Annotated in this window: 6 protein-coding genes; 3 read left to right on the top strand and 3 right to left on the bottom strand. The window is 37.5% G+C overall.

The annotated features are described in order from the left end of the window. Positions 1-132: 132 nt before the first annotated feature. From AAC037_RS19280 to AAC037_RS19270, 3 genes are read right to left on the bottom strand one after another with little or no spacing between them, the layout of a single operon-like run. A complete protein-coding gene (locus AAC037_RS19280; protein ID WP_339904895.1) occupies positions 133-630 on the bottom strand; it encodes a TonB-dependent receptor plug domain-containing protein in 498 nt (165 codons plus the stop codon). Positions 631-663: 33 nt separating this feature from the next. Further along, positions 664-1,095, bottom strand: coding sequence for a hypothetical protein (locus tag AAC037_RS19275; protein ID WP_339904894.1), 432 nt, complete (start codon positions 1,093-1,095; stop codon positions 664-666). Continuing rightward, positions 1,076-1,591 carry an RNA polymerase sigma factor gene (locus AAC037_RS19270; protein ID WP_339904892.1) on the bottom strand — a complete coding sequence of 172 codons (516 nt, stop codon included), beginning with the start codon at positions 1,589-1,591 and terminating at the stop codon, positions 1,076-1,078. The genes AAC037_RS19275 and AAC037_RS19270 overlap by 20 nt, the downstream gene beginning before the upstream one ends. A 450-nt stretch (positions 1,592-2,041) precedes the next feature. Here AAC037_RS19270 and AAC037_RS19265 point away from each other — a divergent pair, with 450 nt between their 5' ends. The 3 genes from AAC037_RS19265 to AAC037_RS19255 form a co-directional block, all read left to right on the top strand. Next, the gene (locus tag AAC037_RS19265; protein ID WP_339904891.1) at positions 2,042-2,707 is read left to right on the top strand and encodes a sigma-70 family RNA polymerase sigma factor; all 666 of its coding nucleotides are present in this window, start codon (positions 2,042-2,044) and stop codon (positions 2,705-2,707) included. Positions 2,708-2,754: 47 nt separating this feature from the next. Then, positions 2,755-3,750: a FecR domain-containing protein gene (locus tag AAC037_RS19260; protein WP_339904889.1), complete on the top strand. Its 996-nt coding sequence runs from the start codon at positions 2,755-2,757 to the stop codon at positions 3,748-3,750. A gap of 116 nt (positions 3,751-3,866) precedes the next feature. Further along, on the top strand, positions 3,867-5,271 hold a 1,405-nt coding region (locus AAC037_RS19255), incomplete at its 3' end, for a TonB-dependent receptor plug domain-containing protein (RefSeq protein WP_339904888.1).

Below are 5,271 nucleotides of genomic sequence, written 5' to 3'. Positions count from 1 at the left end.
AATCCAATTACATAATCCTGGTTAAAGTGATTACTGCAAAAAAAAGCAGTCCTTTTATGGGCTGCTTTGAAAATTGGACTTAAGGGCAATCTCACTTTCTTTAGGTCGCCGATATTCTCATTGAGAAAAGTATTACTCTTTTTTAGCTCCTTTTGTGGTAATGATCACCACACCATTGGGTGCATTGTGCTTTTTCATAGCATTTTCTCCTTTCAACACTTCTACGGACGCTATATCTATAGGATCAAGCTTTTCCATGTCTCCTTTTTCGGCCTTAATTCCATCGATGATAATTAAGGGGTGTGCTTCATTATTGTTTCCATCCTTGTACCTAATTTTAACTTGATCCTCTTTTTTTGCTTTGGTTTCAATTAAAATCACACCATTTGGGGCATTGTACCTTTCCAAAGCCTTTTCATCCTTAAGTACACTAATGGTTGCTATTTTTTCTTTGTCCAACAACTCAACAATTGCATGGTCGTATTTTTTACCATCAATGTAGACGTCTGGATTGTCATTTTCGCTAATAGTGATTTCAAGCTTTTTTTGGATGTTTTCATTGCTTTCCTGAGCCAGGATACTAGAAAATGGCACAAGTGCTATACACAAAATTAATAGTAGTTGTTTCATTGTGAATTGTTTTAAAGGTTAAATTTTTCTTAATTATTTTGAAGCATATATGATGATGATATCATCCTCATAAAGCACTTTTTTATTCTTTTTATAAATGTTGTCATTTTCAAACATAGCCATAGCCTCCTTTAGTAAGGCCTGCTTTTCTGCAAGACTATAGGATTTAGGATTTGGTTCCGGTTTGAAAAAAAGCAATAAAAAAAGAAGTGAAGCTGCGATGGACATACCACCGATTGCTAGTTTCCGTAATTTGGCCTTTTTCTCTCTTTTCTGAATTTTGTCCCAAATTTTCGCATTAAGATCAGTTGGTGTTTCTTTCTTTTCTTTTTTTAGGTACCTGAACCATAGTGAAGCATTATCAGCGCTTTTCTCTACATTTTTCACATGGTAAGCTTCCTCAGTGAGCGTACTGTGGCCTGAAGTATACTTCTCCATCCAGTTTTTAATATTCCCCTTTTCCATAACTATATGATTTTTGGAGTTCTTTAGTTACTTGTTTTCTTGCCCTAGACAAAAGAACCCGTATGTGATCTATTCTTAATGTTGTCAATACTGCCATTTCGTCGAATGTTAATCCGTCCAAATCTCTCATCATTATAATTTCACGTTGCTGAGCTGGCAGTCTATTGATTATTTCTTCGATCAATTGCTTGAGTTCTTTCCATTCAAGCGAATTTTGTTCTTGATCAGCGGGAAATTCATAATGTTTGGCCTCATATATGTCTTCTGTAGGCGTTTTCTTCTTGATTTTATCCAAACAATAATTTTTTGCAGTAAGGAAAATAAAACCCGGTAAGTTGGGGTGATTTTTAATTTGCTTGCGTCGTTCCCAAAGCTTAATCATGATTTCTTGAATAGCATCCTCCGCATTTGCATGGCTACCTAACATCCTTGCCACCATTGGGTACAAGCGTTCTGACATTGAAATCACCCTATTTTTAAATTCTTCCGTTTTCATCTTGTACCTAAATGACGAAATAAAGCCTGTTCCATAACAACAAAATGAAGATTTCGGTGAAAATTTCTTTTTAAATCCTGCGGCGGATGTGTTAAACTTTAGAATAGAGGTGATTTTCCTCAATTATTTAGGCCTATTTATTTTATCATTCTAAATAGGAATAGGCTAAAAGTTACTCATAGTTAAACCCATTCCAATATATGAAGTGATTTTAGATTAGAAGTGATATTGGAATAGTCCGATTGCATAGAAAAAGCTTTAGGTCAAGTGGTGTAAAATTCCATGAAAATTATTTAATCATAAATTAACATAAGAATAATTGTGACATGAGTAGGTTTGTATTGGTTAAAAATAATGAAATAGCGAATAATATTTTTTTTACTTTGTAAGTAGTACAAGGGTATTTAATTGTCTTATTAAATGACAGGCAATATAAAACCATAAACAATAATGCCAGAACCCAAAATTTCAATAAATAGTAAAAGGCTCAGTTCACCTATCAGTGTAGAAGAAGCTTCGGTTTCCAATTCAACTGATAAAATGAATGATGAACAGCTAATTAGTCATGCGCTCAAAGAAGATCCCAAAAAAGGAATGGGAATGATTTTCCGGCGCTACTACCAACCGCTTTGTTCTCACGCTGTACGCTTTGTAGGGTCAAAAGAAGTTGCTCAAGATTTGGTTTCTGATCTTTTGGTTCATTTTTACGATCAAAAGCTTTATTTAAAGGTGAAATCCTCTATTCGCTCTTACTTGTTCCAGTCGGTAAGAAACAGAGGTTTTAATTATATAAAACATGATTTGGCACGAAAGGGAGAGTTGAGCACGACTTCGGAGCCAAGGATTCCTGAGACTTATCAGCCGGATAGCATTACAGAATACGAAGAACTTTACCAAGATTTTGAGAAAGCCATTGGAACACTTCCCGGCCAACGAAGGAAAATATACCTCTTGTTCCAATTTGAAGGGAAAACCATGAAGGAGATCTCCACAGAAATTGGGCTTTCTGTCAGAACCGTAGAAACGCAACTTTACCGTTCAAAAATTGCCATTCGCCAATTGCTAAAGGATAAATGGTTGCTTTGGCTAATGCTGTTTACACAGCTATTTAAGTGAATTTTAAGCATTCACCCACCTTTACCTAACCAATAACTCGAATTATAATGCATGATAAAGAAACCATAAGGAAATTACTTAATAAATGCTTTAATGGATCAGCCTCCGTAATCCAAAAAAAATGGATTGATGATTGGGTCAATGAATCCACAAGAAATGAGGAATTCTTTTATTCCTGTTTGGAAGAATGGGAAAGACAAAACCTACAATACATCGCAGATGTCGAGCAGGCCTTCCTAGACTTTAATAGAAAAATTGATCATAAAGCGCCTTTTAAAGGAGAAGGCATTACTAATTCGATAAAACCCAAATTGCCGGCGCATCAACTCTTTATGGTTGCCTCTGTGATACTCATTGCCTTAATTTTTTCCGGGGCATTGGATTTTGTATTGGTAAAAACTTACAGTACAGGCTATGGCGAGTTGTCTACTGTGGCATTAAATGACGGTACGCAGGTTTATTTAAATGCCAATAGCCAGTTAAAAACTGCTCGGTTTTCCTTTTTATCTGGCAAAAGGCAAGTTGAATTGTCAGGAGAAGCCTCTTTTGATGTAGCCCATGATCCCTTCAATCAATTCATCGTCCAAACAATGAATGGTTTGGATGTGGTGGTACACGGTACGGAATTTACTGTTTACAACCGTCGTCAAAATACAGAAGTACATTTAAAATCAGGGAAAGTTGAATTGATTAAGCACAATGCCAGCGGAAGGGAAACGGTGATGATGAAACCGGGAGAAAAAGTTCGAATGAAACCTGATGGCGATTTGCAAAAGAAGAAAGTAAAGACAGCTGAAGAATTCGCTTCTTGGAAGCAGTACCGCTATGTCTTTAACCAGACGAGCCTGGCTGAAATATCGGATCTTATCAAGGATAATTATGGTGTGGAAGTGGAAATATCCCAGGACTCAATCGAAAATTTAACCGTTTCCGGTTCCTTTCGCTCAGAAGATGCCGAGGAATTTGCCATTGCTGTTGCACAGGTTTTAGGTATTTCTATGGAAGCAAACGAGAATAAATTTAGATTCTATGGTTCCGAATAAACATTTGTTTTCACCCATATTTCCTGCAATTAAGAATGAAATGGTTAGCCATGATTTTAAAAAATAATTTAAGTAAAGCAGCACTAAATATTAATAATTAAAACCCTGAATCTGACATGAAAAAGATTTTACACTTTTCACTTTTGATTGGGGCATTGTGCATTTTTATGCATCATGTTCCAATTGCAGATGCCAAAGCCAACCACCTAAAGTCTCGGCAATTGGCAGAAATACCGGTGGCAGAGGCGCAATACAGCGTAGCCTTGGCAGAAGCACTTGATAAGCTCAAGGCTTATTATAAAGCAGATATTTTATTTGCTGACAGAATGATCCAAAACATAACTGTGGACATGAGGAGCATAGACTGGAAGGGAGGATTGGAGAACAACCTCGATAAACTCCTTAGCCCTAATAAATTGTCATTTATAAAACAGAGAGGAGGATCTTATGTAATCATAGCCAAAAACAGACAGTCGGGTACAGGTACACCAGTTTTGTCACAGCTTGTCGCTCAAAATAATGGACTTATAGAAATGGCTCCATATGGCAGCAATGAAATTGCAGAAAGTTTACCAAATGTCGATGTTGCACAAAGGGTCAATGGAACAGTGGTTTCTGAAATTGATGGCCTAGGTCTTCCCGGCGTAACTGTTCTATTAAAGGGAACGGCAATAGGCACAGTTACTGATCAAAATGGGGATTATGCCCTTGAATTTGAAGATGAGAAGGCTATTTTGGTGTTTTCTTTTATAGGCTTTGAAACCCAAGAGATTGAAGTTGGAAATCGAGAAATTGTAGACATCACGATGCGGGAGGATATGAAATCACTTCAAGAAGCTGTTGTAACCGCTTTGGGTGTGAAAAGGGAAAAGCAGTCCTTGGGATATTCTGTAGGTAATGTGGATGGGAGAGACCTCACAGAGACACCTCAAAATAATGTACTCAATGCAATGGCCGGAAAAGTGGCCGGTGTGCAAATTTCCCAAATGGATGGAACAGCCGGCTCGTCAGTAAACATAATTATTCGAGGGGCCAATTCTTTAAACAATGATAATCAGCCTTTATTTGTTATTGACGGTGTACCTGTTGCCAATAAATTGAACAATGGTTTTGGGGGAGCAGACATGGGTAATCCCATCTCAGACATTAATCCCAATGATATAGAAAATGTATCGATCCTGAAAGGACCAAGTGCAGCGGCCTTATACGGTTCTAGGGCCGGTAATGGTGTGGTATTGATTACCACAAAATCCGGTTCCGGAAGAAAAGGAATAGGTGTCGCTGTTAATTCTTCGATAGTGATGAATTTTCCCTTTAAATACATTCCCATCCAAAATGAGTTTGCTTCAGGAAAGAGTGGAGCGCATGTTTTTGAGGAGAGTCAGAATGAGAGTTGGGGACCTGAGCTGGACGTTGGCGAAGAATGGGTTCAATGGAACAGCAATGGAGAGCCTGCGCCTTTGGTATCTTATCCCGATCGTTTCAAAGATTTTTTCCAGACCGGCTATACCAATACAAATA

Source organism: uncultured Cyclobacterium sp. (assembly GCF_963976465.1).
Taxonomy (GTDB): Bacteria; Bacteroidota; Bacteroidia; order Cytophagales; family Cyclobacteriaceae; genus Cyclobacterium.
This window is presented reverse-complemented; position numbering and strand designations above follow the sequence as displayed.